Origin of the sequence: Nereida sp. MMG025 (assembly GCF_021654165.1) — a bacterium.
Classification (GTDB): Bacteria; Pseudomonadota; Alphaproteobacteria; order Rhodobacterales; family Rhodobacteraceae; genus Nereida.
On record NZ_JAKFZN010000036.1, the window covers coordinates 1 to 745 of the forward strand.

Here is a 745-nt window from a genome sequence, read left to right on the forward strand (position 1 = left end):
CGCCATCAGACCTTGTGGTCGCACTTATGGGCAGTAGAGCTACGCGCGCACTCGATAAAAAGCACCGCTTTCGCGAAGGGCTGGCGTGGATAGGGGGACTGCTTTTGATCATCATTGCTGTGAATGTGCATACTGGCATCTTCTAGGAAAGAATTCTAACCATTGTGGGTCAGAGACTTTTGTACACATCGGCATGTCAAAAACGGTCGTTTCTGCCACCCTGCCTTGCCCCACGCCAGATCAACCGTTTAGGTCGGACAAAAACCTACGGCAAAACCTTTGCGGTTTTGGCAGGTTTTTGTCACACTAAGGTATGATTATTGGATATGCCCGCGTCAGCACTGACGACCAGAGTCTTGATGCTCAAATTGACGCACTGACAGCGGCAGGGGCTGGTAAATTATTTGCAGACAAAATCAGTGGATCGAAGCGCGAACGCCCAGAGCTGGACAGGATGCTAGACCAGCTCCGTGACCGCGATGTTGTGACCGTCACCAAATACGACCGCCTGGCCCGTTCTCTGAAAGACCTTCTGGAGATTGTCGAGATGATCCGTGAGCACGGTGCCGGCTTTCGCTCCTTGGCCGAGGATATCGACACCACAACGCCAGCCGGAGAGCTAATCTTCCACGTCTTCGCATCCATCGCCCATTTTGAGCGCCGCCGGATCGCAGAACGTACTCTTGAAGGGACTGTTGCATGAATTGATTGGTGCTGATTGTGCGTGTGGTTGATGCGCTGGATC

The 745-nt window shown here is 52.9% G+C and carries 1 pseudogene; it reads left to right on the plus strand.

Annotated elements, in window-relative coordinates:
• Positions 1–313: 313 nt before the first annotated feature.
• Positions 314–691, plus strand: a pseudogene (locus L1065_RS15725) (recombinase family protein); the annotation flags it as partial.
• Positions 692–745: the final 54 nt, after the last annotated feature.